Annotated in this window: 21 protein-coding genes and 1 pseudogene; 15 read left to right on the top strand and 7 right to left on the bottom strand. The window is 70.0% G+C overall.

Annotated features, from left to right (window positions below; genetic code table 11):
• Positions 1-288 precede the first annotated feature (288 nt).
• From AC068D_RS02430 to AC068D_RS02410, 5 genes are all read left to right on the top strand, one after another.
• On the top strand, positions 289-642 hold the full coding sequence (locus AC068D_RS02430; RefSeq protein WP_478821034.1) for a VOC family protein: 354 nt from the start codon (positions 289-291) through the stop codon (positions 640-642).
• 1,120 nt (positions 643-1,762) lie between these two features.
• The gene (locus tag AC068D_RS02425; protein WP_478821033.1) at positions 1,763-2,137 is read left to right on the top strand and encodes a hypothetical protein; all 375 of its coding nucleotides are present in this window, start codon (positions 1,763-1,765) and stop codon (positions 2,135-2,137) included.
• 36 nt (positions 2,138-2,173) lie between these two features.
• The gene (locus AC068D_RS02420) at positions 2,174-2,719 is read left to right on the top strand and encodes a hypothetical protein (RefSeq protein ID WP_478821032.1); all 546 of its coding nucleotides are present in this window, start codon (positions 2,174-2,176) and stop codon (positions 2,717-2,719) included.
• A 16-nt stretch (positions 2,720-2,735) separates the two neighbouring features.
• On the top strand, positions 2,736-3,950 hold the full coding sequence (locus tag AC068D_RS02415; protein WP_478821031.1) for an MAB_1171c family putative transporter: 1,215 nt from the start codon (positions 2,736-2,738) through the stop codon (positions 3,948-3,950).
• The gene (locus AC068D_RS02410; protein ID WP_478821030.1) at positions 3,947-5,515 is read left to right on the top strand and encodes an amidase; all 1,569 of its coding nucleotides are present in this window, start codon (positions 3,947-3,949) and stop codon (positions 5,513-5,515) included. The genes AC068D_RS02415 and AC068D_RS02410 overlap by 4 nt, the downstream gene beginning before the upstream one ends.
• A gap of 663 nt (positions 5,516-6,178) precedes the next feature.
• On the opposite strand, the gene AC068D_RS02405 is transcribed toward AC068D_RS02410, so the two are convergent.
• From AC068D_RS02405 to AC068D_RS02395, 3 genes and pseudogenes are all read right to left on the bottom strand, one after another.
• Positions 6,179-6,913 (bottom strand): DUF4328 domain-containing protein, encoded by a 735-nt coding sequence (locus AC068D_RS02405; RefSeq protein WP_478821029.1) that lies wholly within the window; start codon positions 6,911-6,913, stop codon positions 6,179-6,181.
• A 156-nt stretch (positions 6,914-7,069) separates the two neighbouring features.
• Positions 7,070-8,341, bottom strand: coding sequence for an APC family permease (locus AC068D_RS02400; protein ID WP_478821028.1), 1,272 nt, complete (start codon positions 8,339-8,341; stop codon positions 7,070-7,072).
• Between the two features lie 671 nt (positions 8,342-9,012).
• Positions 9,013-10,229: pseudogene (locus AC068D_RS02395) on the bottom strand (glycosyltransferase).
• Positions 10,230-10,583: 354 nt separating this feature from the next.
• Between AC068D_RS02395 and AC068D_RS02390 the strand changes: the two are divergent.
• Positions 10,584-10,886 carry a hypothetical protein gene (locus AC068D_RS02390; protein WP_478821027.1) on the top strand — a complete coding sequence of 101 codons (303 nt, stop codon included), beginning with the start codon at positions 10,584-10,586 and terminating at the stop codon, positions 10,884-10,886.
• On the top strand, positions 10,886-11,119 hold the full coding sequence (locus AC068D_RS02385) for a hypothetical protein (RefSeq protein ID WP_478821026.1): 234 nt from the start codon (positions 10,886-10,888) through the stop codon (positions 11,117-11,119). Before AC068D_RS02390 ends, AC068D_RS02385 begins: the two co-directional genes overlap by 1 nt.
• Before the next feature lie 313 nt (positions 11,120-11,432).
• On the opposite strand, the gene AC068D_RS02380 is transcribed toward AC068D_RS02385, so the two are convergent.
• A complete protein-coding gene (locus AC068D_RS02380; RefSeq protein ID WP_478821025.1) occupies positions 11,433-12,218 on the bottom strand; it encodes an alpha/beta fold hydrolase in 786 nt (261 codons plus the stop codon).
• Positions 12,219-13,190: 972 nt separating this feature from the next.
• Between AC068D_RS02380 and AC068D_RS02375 the strand changes: the two genes are divergently transcribed.
• Together AC068D_RS02375 and AC068D_RS02370 are read left to right on the top strand one after the other, a co-directional pair.
• Positions 13,191-13,778, top strand: coding sequence for a TetR/AcrR family transcriptional regulator (locus AC068D_RS02375; protein ID WP_478821024.1), 588 nt, complete (start codon positions 13,191-13,193; stop codon positions 13,776-13,778).
• Positions 13,775-14,149, top strand: coding sequence for a hypothetical protein (locus tag AC068D_RS02370; RefSeq protein ID WP_478821023.1), 375 nt, complete (start codon positions 13,775-13,777; stop codon positions 14,147-14,149). The genes AC068D_RS02375 and AC068D_RS02370 overlap by 4 nt, the downstream gene beginning before the upstream one ends.
• A gap of 83 nt (positions 14,150-14,232) precedes the next feature.
• Here the strand turns inward: AC068D_RS02370 and AC068D_RS02365 are convergent, their stop codons facing one another.
• Positions 14,233-14,610, bottom strand: coding sequence for a hypothetical protein (locus AC068D_RS02365; RefSeq protein ID WP_478821022.1), 378 nt, complete (start codon positions 14,608-14,610; stop codon positions 14,233-14,235).
• Positions 14,611-14,711: 101 nt separating this feature from the next.
• Between AC068D_RS02365 and sigJ the strand changes: the two genes are divergently transcribed.
• Positions 14,712-15,611 carry an RNA polymerase sigma factor SigJ gene (sigJ, locus tag AC068D_RS02360; protein WP_478821021.1) on the top strand — a complete coding sequence of 300 codons (900 nt, stop codon included), beginning with the start codon at positions 14,712-14,714 and terminating at the stop codon, positions 15,609-15,611.
• On the opposite strand, the gene AC068D_RS02355 is transcribed toward sigJ, so the two are convergent.
• Both AC068D_RS02355 and AC068D_RS02350 read right to left on the bottom strand, forming a co-directional pair.
• Complete coding sequence (locus AC068D_RS02355; RefSeq protein ID WP_478821020.1) at positions 15,608-15,739, bottom strand: hypothetical protein; 132 nt, start codon at positions 15,737-15,739, stop codon at positions 15,608-15,610. The genes sigJ and AC068D_RS02355 overlap by 4 nt on opposite strands.
• A 175-nt stretch (positions 15,740-15,914) precedes the next feature.
• The gene (locus tag AC068D_RS02350; RefSeq protein ID WP_478821019.1) at positions 15,915-16,574 is read right to left on the bottom strand and encodes a TetR/AcrR family transcriptional regulator; all 660 of its coding nucleotides are present in this window, start codon (positions 16,572-16,574) and stop codon (positions 15,915-15,917) included.
• A 143-nt stretch (positions 16,575-16,717) separates the two neighbouring features.
• Here AC068D_RS02350 and AC068D_RS02345 point away from each other — a divergent pair, with 143 nt between their 5' ends.
• Genes AC068D_RS02345 through AC068D_RS02325 form a run of 5 tightly spaced genes read left to right on the top strand, consistent with a single transcriptional unit; the run spans position 16,718 to position 20,415 of the window.
• Positions 16,718-17,293, top strand: a complete 576-nt coding sequence (locus AC068D_RS02345) for a 2-oxoacid:acceptor oxidoreductase family protein (RefSeq protein ID WP_478821018.1) — start codon at positions 16,718-16,720, stop codon at positions 17,291-17,293.
• Positions 17,290-17,520, top strand: coding sequence for a 4Fe-4S dicluster domain-containing protein (locus tag AC068D_RS02340; protein ID WP_478821017.1), 231 nt, complete (start codon positions 17,290-17,292; stop codon positions 17,518-17,520). The genes AC068D_RS02345 and AC068D_RS02340 overlap by 4 nt, the downstream gene beginning before the upstream one ends.
• Positions 17,517-18,623 carry a hypothetical protein gene (locus tag AC068D_RS02335; protein ID WP_478821016.1) on the top strand — a complete coding sequence of 369 codons (1,107 nt, stop codon included), beginning with the start codon at positions 17,517-17,519 and terminating at the stop codon, positions 18,621-18,623. The genes AC068D_RS02340 and AC068D_RS02335 overlap by 4 nt, the downstream gene beginning before the upstream one ends.
• On the top strand, positions 18,620-19,432 hold the full coding sequence (locus tag AC068D_RS02330; protein ID WP_478821015.1) for a thiamine pyrophosphate-dependent enzyme: 813 nt from the start codon (positions 18,620-18,622) through the stop codon (positions 19,430-19,432). Before AC068D_RS02335 ends, AC068D_RS02330 begins: the two co-directional genes overlap by 4 nt.
• Positions 19,429-20,415 carry a D-2-hydroxyacid dehydrogenase gene (locus AC068D_RS02325; RefSeq protein WP_478821014.1) on the top strand — a complete coding sequence of 329 codons (987 nt, stop codon included), beginning with the start codon at positions 19,429-19,431 and terminating at the stop codon, positions 20,413-20,415. The genes AC068D_RS02330 and AC068D_RS02325 overlap by 4 nt, the downstream gene beginning before the upstream one ends.
• Positions 20,416-20,456: the final 41 nt, after the last annotated feature.

Below are 20,456 nucleotides of genomic sequence, written 5' to 3'. Positions count from 1 at the left end.
CTGTCACCAGGGCGGCATCCCGGCCGACGGCGGGAGGCGCGATGACGCGACGGGCTGATGCGGGGTGCCGCAGCAGATGCCACAGCCGCCCGTACCGAGGCGGTCGATCTCGACGGCCTGAGCGACAAGGATCGCCCGAGCGCTCGCCCCCGACCGGCTCACCGCCACCGTCAAAGCCCTCACCCACGCCAACTCGCTTCGGGAGGCACGAATCGTCCCCGCCACTGAGGAGAAGCGGGCGATGGTGTGGTGCCGGCCGCCCGACCGCCGTCCTGACAGGATGGCGGCATGGAACGTGCGCTTGGAATCGGTGGATACTTCATGCGGGCCGTCGACCCGGCGGCCCTGAGCGCGTGGTATCGCGAGTGCCTGGGCCTGGACGCCGATGAGAACGGCCTGTGGCATCAGGGAGCCGGCCTGACGGTGTTTGCGACGTTCGAGTCCGAGACCGACTACTTCGGGTCCCGTGCCCAGCAGACCATGCTCAACTTCCGGGTCCGCGACCTGGATGCGATGCTCGCGCAACTGCGCGCCAAGGGAGCGGACGTGGCCCAAGAAACGCAGGACATGGAGGGTGTCGGTCGATTCGGCTGGGTCACCGATCCCGAGGGCAATCGGGTCGAGCTGTGGCAGCCCGCCTGACCGCGTCTTCACGCAGACAGTGACGTGCCGATGGTCCACCAGGGGGCAGCGCGCCCTGGGGGGAGCAGGGGCAGCGGGTCTCTGTCCCCCGGGCGCGGGTGCGGTGCGCGCTGTGCGGGCGGAATATGCAGCCGCCGCCGTACGGGGGGCCGGCTCGGTCAGCGGGGCACATGCTGCATGGCGCGCCTGCGCACCCGTGCCGACGCGGCCGCCGACGGGCACGTCCGCGGAGAGGGCCGCAACCGGCGGCCGCGGTCGCCGAACGCCCCGATGGGGCGAGCCGTTCGACGTATGGGCCGCCGTCCGACGGGCCTGGAGCACCACCCACCACACGGCAACGGCGCGGCAGCGGCCCGTACGGCGGCCATGCGGGCCACGTAGGCGTCCCCCGGGAGCACCGGCCACGCCAAGCCTGTCCCCGGACCCGGAAACAGGGCCCCGGGGCCTACGGTGGGCCCAGGCCGGACGATGAGCCACGGAACAGGGCCACGCTGCTCGTCGACCACCCCGACTTCCCTCGTCACATGCTGCGCATGTTCGTCGATGCCCAGGGCCCGAACGTCCGCCGCGTCACCCTGCGGACCCACGACGGACCGTGACAGCCCCCTTCAGCAACGCGCCGCCGCCGCCGAGTTGCGCAGGACCGCCGCCAACTCCGTGCTGCGACCAACCAGATAGTCGAATCCTCACCAGTGCCGACGTGTGACTCCGGGCAGCACGCGACGCACCCGCGCCCCAGAGCTGTCGCGGCACAACGCGCGCCTCGTGCGGCGCAGTCACCGTTGGTGGTACCGGAGCGTTCACCGGGTCGGGGCGGCACAGCCGTGCGCCGCTGTTCGTTCCCTGCCGTGCGGGAAGCGCCCTGCCGTGGCGCTGCGCGACGACGGCGCAGCCTGTGATCATCACCATGGCCACGAAGCGGGCCGGCGGCTTCCCTTTTCCGGGACGTCAACTATAGTTACGCACAACGGGCGTCAACTATAGTCACGCCCAAGGGCAGGGAGGCGGTGCAGCGGTGGAACCAGGGGATGGTCCCCATGCGCCGGAGCCGGCTCGACCGGTTCCCGTCCCAGGCCCTGGCGCTCCCTTCAGCGACCGCCTCAACTTCCTGTTCGACCGGGTGCGTCCTCCGGGGGCGGAGGAGTACACCAACGCCCATGTGGCGCGCACGATCTCGTCGTACGGGGAGGACAGCTACACGCGGTCCCACATCAGCCTGCTCCGTGCGGGCAAGCGGACCCCGACCATCACCATCGTTCCGCTCCTCGCCCGGTTCTTCGGCGTGGAGGCCGCCTATTTCGTCGAGGACGAGGTCACGCGGAAGATCACGACTCAGTTCGAGATCCTGCGGAAACTGAAGGAGAACGGGGTCGAGCAGATCGCGCTGCGGTCGATGGGCGTGTCCGCCGCCGGACAACGCAAGGTCCTGGCAGCCCTTGAAGCCGTACGCAAGGAGGAAGGCCTGCCCGACGACCCCGCAAGGGATTCGACGTGACCGGCGACTGGTGTCTCCAGGAAAAGGAGAAGCTCCGTGTGGCTCAACCGTCGTAACCGCGGACCCGACCGCGACGCCGACAAGGTCGAGCGCCGGAGCAGAGAGTTCGTCGCGAGCCTCGACCTGCCTGCTGTCGACAGCGTCCTGGACCTGGTGCCGTTCATGGAGGAGCGCCTCGGCCGGTCGATCCGGCTGATGCCGTTCGCCTCCGACCCGGCCGACCCCGACTCCCTCGACGCCTCGGCCCCGTGCGGTCTGTGGCTCGCCACCGGAGACACCGACTACGTGTTCTACGACACGGCCGTCAGCCGGGCGCACGCCGAGATCATCGTGGGCCACGAGTTCGGTCACATGCTCAAGCGCCACCGTGGTAACGCCCCGCTCGAGGCCGGCAGCCTCGGGGGTCTGATCACGGACATCGATCCCGCAACGGTGCAGCTCGTCCTGGGGCGGACCCGTTACAACGAACCGGAGGAATTCGAGGCCGAGATGCTGGGCTCTCTCCTGCAGGAGCACGTGAGTGCGTCCCGCACGCCGGATTGCCTGGAAGTCGACCCGATAGCCCGCACGTTGCTGCGCTGAAACCGAATAGGGCCCCGTGAAAGACATCCTCCACCCCCTGTGCCTCGCCATCGCCGGCACCGGATTCCTCGTCCTGGTGCGTGACCTGGGCAAGAGCCGCCGCGACCCGGCGCTCGTCGCGCTGGCCTTCACGTACGGCTTCTCCGCTCTCAGCTATGCGGTCTCCCTCACCTGGGTGTGGGTACGCATCGACGGCCTCTTCGGCGTCCCGAACATCGTCGTGCCTATTGCCCAGGGCTTCGTGATCGTCGTCCTCGCCCTCCAGGCGACCGTCCTCGCACACTGGTCGCAGCCTCCCGCGGAAGCGCGCCGGCGCAGCCGACTGCTGCTCGTCGCCGCCCTGGCGGTCATCGCGGCCATGGCGGTGCTGTTCGCGTCGCTCACCCCGGCCGCCACCCGGCCCACCGACTTCTCCTTGTACTACGCGCACGATCCCGTCTTCCAGACCTACGTACTGCTGTACTTCGGGACGTACACCGTCGCCGAGATCTACCTGGCAGTGTCCTGCTGGACCTATGCGCGCAGCGCCACCAACCGGTCGATCGCCTTCAGCTTGCGTCTGGTGACCATCGGCGCGGTCATCACCCTCGGATACAGCGGCATCCGGATCGCCGGCATCATAGGGGCCGAGGCCGGGTTCAGCGTCAGCCACCTCAACGACTTCGCCTGGGCCTGCGGGGACATCGGCGCGACGCTCACCCAAATCGGCTACCTCATCCCCACCGTCTCCCGGCGTGCCACCAGCGTCCGCGACTGGGCTGCCGCGCACATCCGTTACCGGCGCCTGGGCCGGCTGTGGTCCGCTCTCGACCAGGCCGACCCCGGCATCACACTGCGCCGCCCGGCCAGCCACGGCCAGGACGTCCTGCGCGGCCGCAGCGCCCACTTCCCCCTGCTGCGGCGCCGAGTCGAGATCCGTCAGGGACAGAAACTGATGCGCCGCTACCTCGATCCGGCCGTGCGGGTCGAGGCCGAAGCCCGCCGCGCGTCCGAAGGACTGTCCGGCACCGAGTTCGTCGCAGCCGTCACCGCCGACCAGATCCGGGCCGCCCTCGCCCGGCACGCGGCGGACGAACTCGTCGACAGCCCGGCCGAGTTCGCCGATGCCAAGCTGGCCCTCGCCACCACAGAGGACGAGTTGGTGCACCTCCAACGCGTCGCCGCGTACTTCACGCCCCCTGCGAGCAATGCCTCCGACGTCCGTAGCCCCACCTCAGGAGCCCGTTCGTGATCCTCCGTCGCACCCTGCTCATCGCCTCCACGGCCATCGCCGCAGCGGCGTCCATGGCCACCATGACCGCGGTTGCGCGCTCCCGCTCGGGTGGCGCACCGCCCCCGCGCACCGACCTGCACCTGGCTCCTGCCCGCGAGCAACTCCAGGCACTGCACCGGCGCACGATCACCAGCCGCGCCCTGCTGGAGCAGTACCTCCAGCACATCGCCGAAACCAATCCGGACCTCAACGCAGTGATCACCCTGGACGCCGACGGTGCACGCGCGGCAGCCGACGAGGCCGACCGCCACATGGCCAGGACGGGCAAGCCGCTCGGCGCACTCCACGGCCTTCCCCTCACGGTCAAGGACGCTCTGGAGACGAAGGGGCTGCGCACGACCTGCGGTTCACCCGAGCTCACCGACCACGTCCCCGGCCAGGATGCGGATGCCGTCGCGCGCCTGCGCTCCGCCGGTGCCGTGATCCTCGGCAAGACGAACGTCCCGGTCATGTGTCAGGACCTGCAGACCTCGAACCCGATCTTCGGCAGGACCAAGAACCCGTACGACGACGCCAAAACCCCGGGCGGATCCTCCGGAGGCCCGGCCACAGCCGTCGCCTCGGGCATGACCAGCCTCGAACTCGGTTCCGACCTCGCGGGCTCCCTCCGCCTTCCGGCCGCCTACTGCGGTGTGTACGCGCTGCGCCCCAGCGGGGGAATCATCCCCACCCGGGGACACATCCCCCGGCCACCGGGGTGGCTCTCCAGCTCCGACATGCTCACCCTCGGCCCCATCGCCCGGAACGCCGACGACCTCGACGCCCTCCTCGACGTCCTGGCCGCCCCTGCTCCCGCCGAGGCCGCCGCCTGGAGGATCGAACTCCCCGCGCCCAGGCGCAGCCGGTTGGCGGACTACCGCTTCGGGATGTGGCAGGACGACCCGTACTGCCATGTCGACGAACCTGTCCGCCGGCTCTTGGACCAGCTCTCCGAACTCCTGGGGTCCGCGGGTGCCAGCGTCGACCACAGCACGCGTCCCGTGCCGCTCGCCGACAGCGACAAGCTCTTCCAACGGCTCATGTACGCCACGGCGAGCGCCACCGCCACCGACGACGGCTTCGCCGACGACATCGCCGCCGCCGAGAGGATTCCCGTCGACGACCCGAGCGGCCTCTTCCTGCACTCGCGCACGATGCGGCACCGGGACTGGCTGCGCGCGAACGAGGAGCGCGAGAACCTGCGCGGCCGCTGGGCGGACTACTTCGCCACCCATGACGTCCTCATCACACCGGCCGTTCCTTCCACGGCCGTCGACGACCAGACGTCCACACCGGTTCCCGAAAGGTTCATCACCGTCGACGGCGAACGACGCCCGTACTTCGACCAGACGGCGTGGCTGAATCTGGCCGGCCATGTCAGACTCCCGGCCCTCGTCATGCCCGCGGGTAAGACCGCCGACGGTCTGCCGCTGGCCATCCAGATCATCGGCCCCTACCTGGCCGATCGCACCGTGATCGACGCGGCCAAGCACCTGGCACGGCACCTTGCCCGGCCCTCACAACCGCCCGTGTCCACCACGTGACCGGGCGCCCATGACCGGGCTCGCTCTGCCCCCACGGGGGTGGGGCGGGGCGAGCCCGCACAGCAGCAGAGACCCGGGGCACCGGGCTCCTGCTGAACTCGGCCGCCAACGCAGGGGACACCACCGAAGGTTGGTCGGGGAAACCGGATCGCATCAGGACCGTTCGCATCGGTGGCGAACCACCGGCCAGGACCCCGCCAGGAAAAGAAGGGCCCGGATACCGACGGGGGATGCAGTACCCGGGCCCTCGTGATCATCATAATCCCACTGACGCAGGAAGCGAGTGTCAGCACGACCACCCGATGGCCGGATCCGACACGGTGCGGACCGCCGTCAAGGGCGGGGGTCCCACGAATACAGCTCCCTTGTCGGTCGGTGTTGCCTCCTGCGTGGTAGGCACGAACGCGCCCGGCACGGAGGTCGCGGTTGGATGGCGGCCGGCATCGTTGTGCAGTTGTGGTTCATGACCCTGGCCTCTGCCGACCTGACCTGACCTGCGCCGGTTGATCACTGACTGACCGTCACTCGACGCACAGAACCTTCGAGTTGGCGCACTTCGGTCTCGAGGGCCTGCGGTCCGCCCTCCGACGGACGTGCCCGACCCCAACCGAGCCGAGTTGGTCGGCCCGCTTCCTGCTGGTCCTTCCTCTGCTGAACCACGGCTCACGGGCCGCGCCGTCCGGAATCCTCGGCCGGGCCGTCGTGGCCGGGCCCGGTCCATGCCGCCCTCCGCAGCTGCATCCGGGTGAGCCTGCGCACGACGACGACGGCCAGCACGCCGGCGGCGATGTCGAGAACGTCGGCGACCATCAACAGTCCCAGAGCCTCCTTGATCGCGTCCGCCTCTTCGGCCCGGACGTATTGGCGGGAAGCCAGATTGCTCAACATGACGCCGGAGATCCACACCGTCCACCACACGTTGACGACGGTGACCGGCGTGCGCGGCGCGTCGGGCACGTCGTGCCGCAGCTCGCTCGCCGTCCACATGTCCAGGGTGATACGGCGCGGGAACCACAGGAAGACGACCGGCACGATCCAGCCCCAGACCGCCCAGCCCTGCGACTTGCTGTGCGCGTCGGGCGCGAAAAGCTGGGCGATCTCCCGCGTCTGCCGGAACCACAGGATGAACACGAGCCCGCAGACCAGGAAAGCAACGGTCTGGAGCACGCCCGAGAGACTGTAGAGGCGCTCGGCCCGATCCATCTCTTCGAGGCCGACGTAGTGGAAACCCTCCTCGCCGAAGCCGCTCCAGAGGCTGTAGTACTGCGCCCCCGTACCAAGGGAGTACACATCGGCCAGCATGGCCAGGCCGAGCAGCACACAGGTCGCCGCAGCGAGCCTGGTCGGCACCGGCACCCGAAGCTCAGGTCTGGGCGTGAACACGGGAAACGCAGACATGACAGACAACCCCCCACAGGTGTTTGACGTCCACCGCTGCGGCAGGCGCTCGCGGAACCTACGGGGAGAAGGCGCGGGCTGTCCATGTGGTTCTCCCACGGCGCCCCGGCTCGAGGGGCCCTCGTGCGCGCCGGCGTACGTCCGTGCCAGGGCTCCTCATGGACAGGTGCGGGACGCCGCTTTGCGAAGGCCGTAGGCCCCCGCGCCGGCCGCGAGCACGGCAGCACCGGAGACCACCGAGGACACCGGCAAGGCGAAGGCCAGGAGCAGACAACCAGCCAGGCCGATGATCGGGACGATGCGCGGCGGTCGGCCTTCCGCCGGGGTCAGGGTGAAGGCAGCGGTGTTGGCGATCGAGTAATACGCGAGGACGCCGAAGGAAGAGAAGCCGATTGCGCCGCGTACATCTCCTGTCGCGGCGACGAGGGCGACGATGAATCCGACAGCAAGTTCGGCTCGATGCGGGACGCCGAACCGGGGGTGGACGGCGGCCAGTGCGTGGGGCAGATGCCGGTCGCGGGCCATGGCGAGGGTGGTGCGCGAGACGCCGAGAATCAGCGCGAGCAAGGATCCCAAGGCGGCGACGGCCGCGCCCACGCGAACCACCGGGGCAAGACCGGGGACACCGGCGGCCCGCACTGCCTCGGTCAACGGCGCCGTGGCGTCCGCGAGCCGGTCGGGTCCGAGGACTGCCAGGGCCGCGACGGCGACGGCCGCGTACACAGCCAGGGTGATGCCCAGGGCGACAGGGATGGCTCGCGGGATCGTGCGGGCCGGATCGCGGACTTCCTCACCGAGGGTGGCGATGCGGGCGTAGCCCGCAAAGGCGAAGAACAGCAGTCCAGCCGCTTGCAGTACCCCGCCGACCGTTGCGTCGCCGCCGATGTCCAGCCGGGCGGCCCGAGCCGTGCCACCCGCCAGGCATGTGGTGGCCACCGCAGCGAGAACGGCCAGGACGAGGGCAACGATCGCTCTCGTGAGCCACGCGGACTTCCGTACGCCCACGTAGTTCACTGCGGTCAGCGCCACCACGGCGGCCACCGCGACGGCATGGGCTTGGTCCGGCCACGCGTAGGAGCCGACGGTCAAGGCCATCGCCGCGCACGATGCCGTCTTGCCGACGACGAAGCCCCAGCCGGCCAGGTACCCCCAGAACTCGCCGAGCCGTTCACGGCCGTAGACGTAAGTCCCACCGGAAGCCGGATAGCGGGCGGCAAGGCGGGCTGAGGAGGTTGCGTTGCAGTACGCCACCACTGCGGCAACTGCCAGGCTGAGCAGCAACCCGGACCCGGCCGCGCCTGCGGCGGGCGCGAGAGCGGCGAAGATGCCCGCCCCGATCATTGACCCCAGGCCGACGACAACCGCGTCGAAGACACCGAGCTCCCGCTTGAGCTCAGCAGTCCCCGTAGGGCCCGGCCCCTGACTCATCGCTGCTCCTCAGCCCCATACCTCGTTTGTCCGGGCGAACCGTATAGGACGAAGGTGCCGAGCCGGGAGGCTCAGAAGTGCATGCGCAGGACCGGCTTCGCCGGCAATCACATGCCTGGCGAAGCCAGTGGTCCTGCTTCAGGCCGCCCGGAGGGCTTCGAGGCAGCGGTATCCCGTCCGCTCCACGACGCCGAGGCGCTCCGCCATCGTCGGCCCCTCCCCCTTTGCGCTGTCGGCCGTCATCGCGGCAACGGTCTCCTTCCCGACGGTCGGCGGGAGGGCCCTTCCTGCCGTCGCCCTTCCGCAGGGGCTTCGGCTCTGACCCCTCAACCGCTGTCGGCACTTCGGCGAGTTCGTCCGCCACCACAGCGACTGTCGGACCCGGCTCCCGGATCCCCGAGGTCGGCGCTCGGCATGCCGGGCTCCTTGGCGCGGCGGCACTGGTGGGACATGGCGGCGGCGCAGGCGGACAGCCGGATCGGCATGAGCCGGGTGACCACCCCTGGAGATCGGTGCTCCTGCTCGCCCGGGCCCGGCCGGGCCGCCGCCGCGGAACACCAGCGGGTAGGCCGGTCTCGTCGAGCGTTCCGAGTCGGCGGTGCAGCCCGGCGCCGGGCGCCCTCCCTGGCGCGGCGGCCCCACGTGGTTCACGCGGACACCGGCGGTCCTTCTCAGCTGACCGCTTCGAGCAGCATGTTCGCGGCCGCCGTCGTTCCGTCGGTGCGGATCGTGTCGGCCACGGCCCTCGCTCGCGCGTGGGTCTCGGGGGTCAGAGTCGTCGTGAGCGCGGCCGCCAGGGATTCGAAGGTCGGGGTGGGACCGTCATGGGCCGTGCCGATGCCCAAGTCGGCCACCCGGGCGGCCCAGTACGGCTGGTCCGCCCCCTGGGGTATCACCACCTGAGGCGCGTCGGCCCGGGTGGCGGTCGTCGTGGTGCCCGCGCCGCCGTGGTGTACGACGGCGGCCGCTCGGCGGAACAGTGCCTGATGGTTGACCTCGCCGACGGCGAAGCAGTCGTCCTGGTCATCGATCACGGCCAGGTCGGCCCAGCCGCGGGAGACGACCGCGCGGCGACCCTGTGCGCGGATCGCCTCGATGGCCACCCGGGCGACCTCCTTCGGGTCGCTCATGGGCGTGCTGCCGAAGCCCACGTACACGGGTGGTGTGCCGGCGTCCAGGAACGCCATCAACTCGGCGGGGAGCGGGCGTTCGTCGGTCAGGACCCACGTGCCGGTCTGCACGACGTCGAGGTCCGCGGGCTCCTGCCACGGGGACAGGATCGGGTCCGTGGCCAGCCACGGATGGTCGGTGAAGGCGTAGTCGCGGACGTTGTCCACCGGTGACAGGCCGATCGACGCCCGTTGGGTGTTGAGCATCTCCCAAACATCGCGGTCGCGATCCGGGCGTCCAGGTCCCACAGCGCCCGGTTGTCGGTCACCTCCGACGGCAACGGCCGGCCCCGCCGCGCGGGCGGGCGGCGGTGCGGCGACGGCAGGCTGACCGGCTGGTGGCTCACATGCACGTAGCGGATGCCCAGTTTCTCGGCCACCGACCGCGCGCCGGCCGTGGCCGGCAACGGGCCGGTCGCCACCAGCGCATCACATCCCTCGGCCGCCGCGGCGACCGTGTGGAACTGTGCGGCCATCAACTCGGCCGCCCGCTGCGCCAGGCCCACCGCCGACCCCGGGGTCACCGTGGTCACCAGCGGGCGCACCGGTTGGCCGGTCGGCACCATCTCCACGCCCACTTCGGCCAGGCGCTTCGCGAACTCCTCGTCAGGCGGCGCGCACACCCGCGCCTCCGCGCCGAGTTCCTGCAATCGCACCGCGAGTCCCGCTATCGGTTCGACGCTCCCGCGCGATCCGTACGTCGACAACACCACACGCATCTCGTGATTCTCATTTCCGCAGGTCCTGGCTTGGGTGGGTGATTCTGCGGCACGACCAGGACCTTGCCGCAAGCCCCCCGGCGCGTTATATGTTGATCATGGAAGGGGAGTGAGCACTCCCCTCTTCCCTTCATCATCCGCAGGGGACCGGCAACCTCTCCGTGAAGCTGCGTCGCAGACGGCGATATGTCGGCCCGGAAGCCATCCATGCGCCGCCACACGCCGTCTCACGAAGTCCCATTGCCATCGATTCAGGCGGCCCCAGCTGATCAGCGCGCATCCCAGCGTGAAGAACGCTTCGTGTCTGCCGGCGTGTCTCTCCCAACGGACCCGCAGGCGGCAGAGCCAGTGCAGATGAGCGAACGCTCCCTTCACAGGCCGGCGTTGGGCGCCCAGGCCGGAACCGTGCTCGGTGCCGCGGCGGGCGACCACTGCCGTCCTGATGCCGAAATCGCCGATGCCGGGATTCGCCTCCGCTCCGGGAAAGTACTGCCGAAGGACCACGTTCTGCTGGAACATGAGCCGATCGAGCTCACCTACCTCCGCGAGGACCCTGGAGCCACCTGCCAGGAGGCACACCGGGTGGCCTACGAGTCCTGGAATTGGCAGAGCAAAACGCCGCTGAACAGGCGCGAAGACTTCGAGGGTGAGTGGTAGTGGCCGCACTTGTCTACTTCAAGAAGCATTCCGAAGACCCCAGCGCCGTCCGCTACTCATTCGGCGGGGACCCTGCGAAGATGGTGCGGCACCTCACGATGAACAGGCAGGACCGCAAGTCGCATCCGGACGACGGCAATGTCGACTACACGTTCCTCAAGGCATCACGCAAGATCAACGCCATGTACGAAGAGGCGAGCCAGTGGCCTGAGCACGGTATGAGCGCCAGCTGATACTCCAGCTGTGGACAGTGATCCTCATGGCTCGATCGCGGCTTGCCGCCGGTGATGGCCGGCTGGTGATCGAGCCTGGCGACGGCGTCGCCAGGCGGACCGGCCCAGACGGTGGGCCGCGTCACGGACGGGCTGTTGACGACAAGGGCGACGACCAGGCGCTGGATCTCCTTGCGGGGTCTGCGGGATCAGATCGTCCGGAGCGGCCCGTGGGGTGTGTGCGTCGGCCCGGACGACGGCGAGGAATGCGCGCGAGCGAGCATCGGCCAGGGGAGTAATTGTCAATCGTTGTGGATCGTTGATGGGCCGCGTGTCAGGGCAGGTGTGACAGCAGTAGCTTGATGAGACGTCCGGGTGTACGGAGTGGCAGGTAGTGGTCGGCGTCCGGAATCGTCTCGCCGCAGGCGCCGGGGATGTCGGTGACAAGTCGTTCGGCGATCACCGCAATCTCTGGGTGGTCCTGGCCGCCGTGGACGACCAGCGCCGGCGCGGCGATGTCTCCGAGGTGTGGTTCGGCATCACGGCCCGCGGAGACAACGCAGTGCTGTTCGCTCACAACTCGCCGCTGGGCGTTCGAGGCGACCATCGTCTCGATGAGCTCTCCCCCGGGAGCCGTACGGCCCATGGCTGCCCAGATCGTCAGTTCCAGCTCGGCCAGGGTGGCCGTCTCACGCTCGCGCCGGGCCGTGGCATAGGCCGCCAACTCGGGACTCTGCGGCCAGACGTGACCGCTGACCGAGGCACCGACCAGGGCCAGTGCGGTGACGCGCTCCGGGTGGGCGAGGGCGAAGTCCAGCGCGGTCTCCCCGCCCATGCTCAACCCGACCAGCGCCGCTCGACGAAGGCCGAAGTGGTCAAGGACGGCGCGCAGATCCTCGACGTCGCTGAACGGCCTGTCTGGAGGTGTGGAGCGTCCCAGCCCGCGGGCGTCGTAGCGGATCACGTCGTGGTGGCGGGCCAGCTCGGGAACGACGGCGTCCCACAGGCGGGAGTCCATGCCGGCGCCGTGCAGGAGCACGACCGCGCTTCCGGTGCCACTGCGCTCAGCCCAAAGTCGACCGCCGTCGGGAGTAGCAACGCGGACTTCGCGTGGAGGCATGTCAGATCGTTCGTGGGAGTTGGTTGTCACGCTGTGATCATTTCAGAGGGTTCAACCATGAGGCTCCGTTCGAAGTACTCGGCCGGGTGGTCGAAGAACTCCAGCAGCACGTCCTGGCAATCGGTGATCCTCGCGAGGGCCTTGGGGAACTTCGCACCGTAGAGCTTGCGAACGTCATGACGGCCTGCTCGGCACGCTCGTGGTCCTCGGCGTTGCAGATGTCCTGGATTGCCTTCTTCACCCCGCTGACTGGGTCGACTTCGGCATGGCGTCGAGGACGTGGGCGGTTTGGTGAACCCAACGCCTCTACGTCGGGATTGGTGCGCTTCTGTGATGGGCTGGGCGGGAGTGCGCCTGGCCGGTGGCAAGGACTCGCCCTGCACACCGCCTGCCCCCGGAGGCGCGTCCACAGGACCGAGTTCGCCGAGCCACCTACATCGACGTAGAACTCGGCATGTCCCCCGGCTGAGACGCAGTGCCAGAAAGAGACGAACTGGACCTGGACTTCGCCGTCGAGTTGAGGGATGAGGGTGACTGACAATGCGGATGGCCGCCGCAGTGATCCGAACGCTTTGGTCCATCCCGTCTCCCCGACTGAGACGACGAAGCCTTGACGCGGCGGCGGTCGGCGGCCACCTGTGCGTACGAGGGGGTGGAGTTGAAGCGGCAGTACCGGGCCGGTCGTCGCCCGGTCGAGCCCTGGGCAGAGCTTGCGGGACAGGTGCGGCGCCACGTCCACAGCACCGCAGGCGATGCTCGCGTGGTGCCGGCGCAGGCGGCAGTCGGCAGGACAGTTCGCGGTATGCGTTCGACGGTCCAGCCGTGGCGTCCCGTCTGCGGCCGGTTCACGGTCCACGGACCGGCCACCCCGCCGCAGTCCCGCCCGTCCCGCCTTTGGGATTCGTCTGGTTGTGCGATCGAGGACCGCGGAATATTTACCATACGGGTCGACCCGTATGGTAAAAAGAGGTCATGACTGCCGAGACAACTCGTCGAGGACGCCCGCGAGATGAGCTTGCTCATGCGGCGATCCTCGTCGCCTCCACCGAACTGCTGGCCGAGACCGGCTATGCCGCCATGTCCCTCGGGGCCGTGGCAAGCCGGGCCAGGGTGGGGAAGGACACCATCTACCGCCGGTGGTCCGGCAAGGCCGAGCTGGTCTACGAGGCCGTGTTCACCACCACCGACACCGCACCGGTTCCAGACACCGGCACCTTCGAAGGCGACCTCACCGTCCTCGTGCAGCAGTTGATCGACGAGTTCAGCACCCCGGCCGCCGCTGCGGCGCTGCCCGGCCTGCTGGCAGACTTCGCTGCCGCCCCCGAGCTTCGCGCCAGAATCCGCGACGCTTTCCTCGCGCCAGCCAAGCAGCGCCTGACCGACGTCTTCGAGCGCGCTCAGGCGCGCGGCGAGACGGGCCCGAGCGTCGATACCAACCTGGTACTCGACGCCCTCGTCGGCACCGTCCTGTTCCGGCTGGGCATCCTCGGCGAGCCTGCCGGCCCCCAATTGGCCCGGAGTGTTGCCGGGATCGCCGCCAAGGGAATCGAGGCCCGGTGAACGGATGGCTGCTGGCCGGGGGCTCCCTGGCGACCGTGACGGCCCTGATCCACCTCGTCGCCGGCGAGCGCGACGTGGTCCGCCCGCTGCTGGGCAGCTCCCTTCAGGCCGAGCCGCGGCGTACCCTGCACGTGGTGTGGCACTTCGCCACTGCGGACCTCCTGTTCAGCGGCCTCACCCTGATCGCCCTCGCGACCCGGCCCACTGCGAATGCGCCGCTCGTCCTCTTCATCGCGGCCCACTTCCTCGCATATACGGCGGTTTTCCTGGTGATCACGCTCCGCGCAGGCTGGTCACGCCCCCTGCTGCGGCTGCCGCAGTGGATGCTGCTGCTTCCGGTGGCGGCCCTGGCCGGAGCCGGGGTGCTGTAGCGATACCGGCACCGCTCGCCTCGGCTGTCATCTCGTTCCCCGTCCACAGAGACTTCGCGGAAGTTCACCTGGCCGGGCCGAAGTCAGTGGCGCCGGGCCAGCGCCAGCACACTCAAACCGAACATCAAAACGCCCAGGGGGAGATGGACCGACGGGACGTGCGCGATGCCGAGCACGACCTGGACCGAGGCGAGTACGAGGAAACCTGACGCGTGCCGGACAGGCCGGGGCGAGCCGCCGCCCGGCTTCCACGCCAGCACCGCCGCGAGCACGTAGAGCATCGACGCCCCGTACATCACACGGGCTCCGACACTGTGCAGTGCCTCTCCGTAGGACGAGGTCAGCAGCAGTCCGGCGGAGACCGCCTGAAGCAAGATGGTCAGTGTCTGCAGGGCGATCGCGATCTGCAGGAACGAGGAACTGCGCTGTGCGTTCGCCGTCGCCGTCACCTGAGTGGCCATGTCACAGTCCCCTTTTCCGCCCTCGGGCAGTAGATCGATAAGGTCTCACCAGCCCGACGACCCGGGCCTGCGAAAGGTAAGGCGAGGGGGCGGCCGGAGGCATGGGGACTGCCGGGACCAGCACAGATGAGATAGCCGGCGAGCGACGCCAACTGATCAATGTCGCTTACCGGTTGCTCGGTTCGGTGACCGAGGCCGAGGACGCCGTACAGGATGCCTACGCACGCTGGTACGGGCTGCCACGAAGCCGGCAGGAGGAGATCCTGTCGCCCGGTGCCTGGCTGACGACGGTGACGAGCCGCATCTGCCTGGACGTGCTCGGCTCGGCGCGGGCCCGCCGTGAACGCTATGTCGGCGCGTGGCTGCCCGAGCCGCTGCCCGACCGCACCGAGTGGGACCCCGCGGGCGGCGCCGACCCCGCCGAACAGATCGTCCTGGACGAGTCGGTGACCATGGCCTTCCTCGTCGTCCTGGAGTCGATGACGCCCGCCGAGCGGGTGGCGTTCGTCCTGCACGACGTATTCCGGTACCCGTTCGCCGAGATCGCCGACGTTCTCGGCCGCACCCCCGCGGCCTGCAAGCAGCTGGCGTCCTCCGCCCGGCGGCGGGTGAGCGTCGCGCGCGCTCCGATGACGGCGAACGACCAGGCCGACGTGGTGAGGCACGTCAAAGAGGCATGGGAGACCAAGGACATCGCAGCCCTCGTCGGTCTCCTCAACCCAGCCGCCGTGATGACCGCCGACGGCGGCGGCATGGTCGGCACCGTCCTGGGCCCGGTCGAGGGCGGCACGCGCATCGCCCAGTACATGGTCGCCATTGCCGACAAGGCTCCGGGGCTCGAACTCCTGGAGCGGTCGGTCAACGGTGTGCCGGGCCTCGTGGCCCGGCGCGGCGGCGTCGTCATGACCGTAGCCTCGTTCGACATCTCCGACGGGCGCGTCACCCGGATCTGGGCGGTCCGCAACCCGGAGAAGCTGCGGCCGTGGGCGCGGGAGGGCTAGGCGGTTTCGTTTGGATCACCGGCGGACCAGAGGGAGATGCCCGCGATGTGGAGTCCGGCCAGGTAGGTGGTGGCGGTCTTCTCGTAGCGGGTGGCGATGCCGCGCCCTGCTTCAAGCGGTTGATGCACCGCTCGACGGTGTTGCGTTCCCGGTGGACCCGGGTGCGCAGGAACGCTGCGATGCCGCCGGTACGCAGCGTGCCGGTACTGCCCCGCCGCACGATCTGCTGGAGGCGTGGCCAACGGTCTCGAAGCCGGGCGCAACAGCGCTGGAGGTCGTTCCAGCGCACCGACAGGGGAGCGGTCAGCGGCTGCCGCTGAGGCCGGCGAGCGCGAACCGCACCAGGTGGTCCGTCTCCGCCGGGTCCGGCTGCGTGCCGGTGCGCAGGTGGTCGTGGAGGACCGCGATGGTCAGCAGGTAGACGGTACGGGCATCGCGGTCGTGGTCGGCGCGCTCGCCCGCGCCGGTGAGTACGCCGGTCGCGGCCGCCTCGCGGAGTGCGGAGGCCAGCAGCTGGATCATGGCTTCCTCGGAGGCCCGCTGCTCCTCGGGGAAGCGTGCCGCGAGCCGGTCGACATGGGCCAGGAAGGGTCGGGTCCTGGCGGCCGCACGCCGGTCGGCGGCCTGGGCGAGCACCCCCTCGATCCAGGCCCGGACCGCGTCGAGCGGATCTGCGGCCAGGGACATCCGGTGGCGCAGATGGTCCGCCATCCGCCGCCGGCCGTGGTCGAGCATCGCGATGAGGAGGTCGTCCTTGGACCGGAAGTGCCGGTAGAACACCTGGTTGGACAGGCTCGACTCGCGCAGGATGTCGCGCACCGTGGGGTCCAGTGACCCGGTCCTCTCGATCACCGTGTAGGTGCCCTCGATCAGCCGTTGCACCTCGTCCGCCGAGACCTCGTAGCGTCCGGCGAGCGGCCGGGCGACCGCACGCTCCACCAGATCTGGCGCTCCGTCAGTCATCGTCTCTCCCCGCCTTCTCCGCCCTGTGCAAGAAATCCTGCCACAGCATCTGGCGGCGGGGAACGGTCGTTCCTATTCTGAGAACGTTGTTCTGACAGAGCATCAGATCAATGATGCGTCAGTTTCGGGTGGAGGGAGGGCCGGTGGAGCGTGAACTGCTGATGACCGGCATCGGCGGGCAGGGCATCCAGCTCGGCGCCAGGCTGCTCGCCCAGGCGCTGACGAGCGCCGGATTCGCTGTCTCGATGTTCGGCAGCTACGGCGGGATGATGCGCGGCGGCAGTACCGAGGCCACGCTGGTCGCGGGCGATTGCGCGATCGAGAGCCCGCCGACCGTCTTCCGTGCGTGGTCGTGCCTGGTCATGCACGAGGCATACGCCGACGGGATCACCGAGCGCGTCAGGACCGGCGGTCTCGCCGTGGTCAACAGCACGCTCTGCACTGCCCGTCCGTGGCCGGGCGGGATCCGGGTGCTGGAGGTCCCGGCATCAGGCGTCGCGGACGAGCTCGGGGCGGTGGCCGCGGCGACGCTCGTCGCCCTCGGCGCGTACGTCCGCGGTACCGGCATCGTCGGGATCGACGACATGGTGGCCGCCCTGCCCGATGTCGTGCCGCCCTACCGCAGCCGCCTGCTGGCCGTGAACGAGCGGGCTCTGCAAGCCGGCTTCGGCCACGCGGCCGCGGCGTACGTGCCGGCTTGGCCGGAGGCGGTCGCATGAGCCGCGGCACGCTCGTCATCGACGTCGAGGCGTGCAAGGGATGCGAGCTGTGCATCGGCGCCTGCCCGCCGTCGGTCCTGGTGATGACCGACGATCAGGTGAACAGCCGGGGGCACCGGTACCCGCGGCTGCTGCCCGGCTGCATCGCCTGCACGGCCTGCACGGCGATCTGCCCCGACTTCGTCTTCCAGGTGTACCGCTACGACCAGCGGGAGGCGGCCCGATGACCAGGCCCTCTCGGCTGCTTGCCGGCTCCGACGCGCTCGCGGCCGCGATGGTCGCCGCGGGCTGCCGGTTCTTCGCCGGTTATCCGATGACGCCGTTCACGGAGGTCCTGGAGTCGATGGCAGTGGGGCTGCCCGAGGCCGGCGGTGTCTGCATGAACGCGGAGAGCGAGCTCGAGGCGATCGGCATGTGCTGGGGAGCCGCGGCGACCGGCACGCGCGCCGCCACCGGCTCGACCGGCCAGGGACTCGCGCTCATGCAGGAGTCGCTGGCGGAAATGACGCTCGCGCGGCTGCCCCTGGTCGTGCTGAACATGGCCCGCGGCCAGGGGGACTACTTCCAGACCACCCGCGGCGGGGGCCACGGCGACTACCGGCTGCCCGTGCTCGCGCCGTCGGACGTCCCGGAGGCGGTCGCGCATGTCTCGCTCGCCTTCGAGTGGGCCGAGACATGGCGCACCCCGGTCATGGTCCTGGGCGACTACTACCTCGCGCACACGCACCGGTCGGTGTCGGTCCCGGGGCCGCAGGGGTCGGAAAGGGCCTCGCAAGGAGTCCTCCCGCGCCCCGGGTGGGCGCTGGACGGCAGCAGCGGGGGCACCGGCCGCGCGAAGCTGGTCTCCCCGCTGGGCACCGTCAAGCAGCGCGACGGCCTCGGCGGCCTGGCCGGCTACGACCTCGCGGTCCATTACCGTGCCTGCGCCGAGCGGACCGAGGCGATGCTGCGCACGATCCCGCCCCGGGTGGAGTCCATGTTCCTCGACGACGCCGAACTCGTGGTCGTCGGCTACGGCACCCCGGCCACGTACCTGCGTGCCGCCGTGCGCGAACTGCGCGCCGCGGGGGCGCGCATCGGCTTCGTGCGGCCCGTGACGCTGGTTCCCTTCCCCTACGCCGAGATCGCACGGCTCGTGAGGGGCGCGCGTGCCGTCGCGGTGTACGAGAACAACACCGGCCAGGCGGTGCAGGACGTGCGGCTCGCGGTGGACGGCGCGCTGCCGGTCGAATTCATCGGCGGGCTCTCGACCGACCCCTCCGGCTTCGGTGTCGCACCGGATCTGGACGTGCGGGTTCTGCGGGAGCGGATCACGGAGGTGGCCCCATGACCGGACGCAAGGCCCTGCCCATCGTCCCCACGGACGAGCCCCCGGCCTGCGGCGCGAAACTCGTCCACGACTTCACGCCCGCCCTGGTCGACATCGGGGCCCATCAGCTCTGCCCGGGCTGCGGCGAACCGGTCGCGATGCGCGCCATCGTGGAAGCCGTCGCGGAACTCGGCCGCACTGCCTCCTGCGTCGCGGTGTTCGGGATCGGCTGCTCCACGGCCTTCTCCAACAACCTCGACATCGAGGTCGTCCAGGCACTGCACGGGCGAGCCCCTTCGGTGGCCACCGGAGTGAAGCGGAGCCGGCCCGACCTTGCCGTACTGACCGTACAGGGCGACGGCGACATGGCCGACGAGGGCCTGCAGGAGGTCCTGCACGCGGCGGCCCGCGGTGAACGGATCACCTGCTTCATGCTCAACAACGGCGTGTTCGGCGAGACCGGCGGCCATATGACAGCCACGACCGTGCTCGGCCAGCGCACGAAGAACACCCTCGAAGGCCGCGACAGCGCCCGGCACGGCCATCCGATCCGGCTCGCGAACCTGCTCGCCCAGCTGGACGGGGCCGTGTACGTCGCACGCGGCGCGGTCGACACCGCGGTCAATGTGCACCGCACGAAGAGGATGGTCGTGCGGGCACTGCGGGCACAGGAGTTGGGCTTCACCTTCGTCGAGATCCTGACGATGTGCCCGACCGGCTGGTTCGTGGAGACGACGCAGGCCCCCGGCTACCTGGCCGAGCACCATGCGGCGGTGCACTCCATGGGCGTGCTCAAGGACCTGGAAGGCCGGAAGGACGTGGCGCGGTGACGGAGCCTTCCGCGGTCGTCGTCGGTCTTGCCTACCCGCCGTCCTGGGACCAGCGGGCCGCCGACGTGATCGAGCGGGACATCGCTGAGCTACGGGCGGTCGACTCGCGCGTCGAGGTCGTCCAATGCCCGCCCGGCGACACCACCGCCGCGGCGCTGGGCCGGCTCGACATCCTCGTCGGGCTGCACCTGCCGCCGGACCTCCTGCGGACCGCGCCCCGGCTGCGCTGGGTCCAGGCCATCGGCGCGGGTGTCGGGCACCTGCTGCCCGCGGACCTCGACGCCCGCGGCATCCGGCTGTCCACCGCGTCCGGGGTGAACGCCGTGCCGGTCGCGGAGTTCGCCTTCGCGAGGGTGCTCGGGTACTTCAAGCGGTTCGCCGAATTCGACCGCGCGCAGCGCGAGCGCAGCTGGACCCCTTACTACGGCGAGCCATTGACAGGCCGTACCCTCGGCGTGCTCGGCCTAGGCGCGATCGGTACCGAGGTCGCGGTACGTGCCCGTGCCTTCGGCATGCGGGTGTCGGCGGTGCGGCGCAGCGCCGAACGCCCCACGCCGCACGCCGATACGCTGTACGGCCCGGACGGGCTGCGCTCGATGCTGGCCGAGTGCGACGCGGTGGTTGCGGCCCTGCCGGAGACGCCGCAGACCGTGGACATGATGGACGAGGCCGCGTTCGCCGCGATGCCTGCGGGAGCGTTCTTCTGCAACGTGGGCCGCGGCTCGTGCGTCGTGGAGGAGGCCATGGTGGAGGCCCTGCGGTCGGGGCGGCTCGGCGGCGCCGCGATCGACGTCGCGCGTGTCGAACCACTGCCTGCCGAGAGCCCTCTGTGGCACGCGCCGAATCTGGCGATCTCGGCGCACTCGGCCTCCGCCGCGGGTGCGCACTTCGCCGGGGTCTTCCGGCTCCTGCGCCAGAACCTGGCCCGCTATCTCGCGGGCGAGAGGCTGATCAACGAGGTCGACACGACGATCGGGTACTGATCGCTGCCGGCGACCCGGTAGCGGCGACGGACACGACGGGA

The organism is Streptomyces sp. NPDC043861, from assembly GCF_056435905.1.
This window is presented reverse-complemented; position numbering and strand designations above follow the sequence as displayed.